Source organism: Gilvimarinus gilvus (assembly GCF_030518155.1).
GTDB lineage: Bacteria > Pseudomonadota > Gammaproteobacteria > Pseudomonadales > Cellvibrionaceae > Gilvimarinus > Gilvimarinus gilvus.
In genome coordinates this window covers 1-340 of sequence record NZ_JAULRU010000755.1, presented here as the reverse complement: position 1 = coordinate 340, position 340 = coordinate 1, and the positions used below count along the sequence as shown (strand labels likewise).

Annotated in this window: 1 protein-coding gene; it reads left to right on the top strand. The window is 35.6% G+C overall.

Features of this window, described 5'->3' with window-relative positions; all coding sequences use genetic code 11:
- Window positions 1-340, top strand: a 340-nt coding sequence (locus QWI17_RS19410; protein WP_302724186.1) for a cbb3-type cytochrome c oxidase subunit I, incomplete at both ends; no start/stop codon positions are given.

The following is a 340-nucleotide window of genomic DNA, read 5'->3' as shown; positions in this document are numbered from 1 at the left end:
CTGGGTTCCTGCTCACGTACACGTAGGTACTTTAGGATGGAATGGATTTATCGCATTTGGTATGATCTATTACTTAGCACCAAAATTATTCAATACAAAATTAGCATCTGTTAAGATGGCTAATGCTCACTTCTGGATTGGTACTTTCGGTATCTTATTCTGGGTAATTCCTATGTATGTTGCAGGATGGACACAAGGTTTAATGTGGAAACAATTCGCAGCAGACGGAACATTAGAATATGGTAACTTCTTACAAACGGTTACTATTCTTAAAAAATGGTTATATCCATTACGTGCATTTGGTGGAACATTGTATTTATTAGGATCAATCTTAATGATT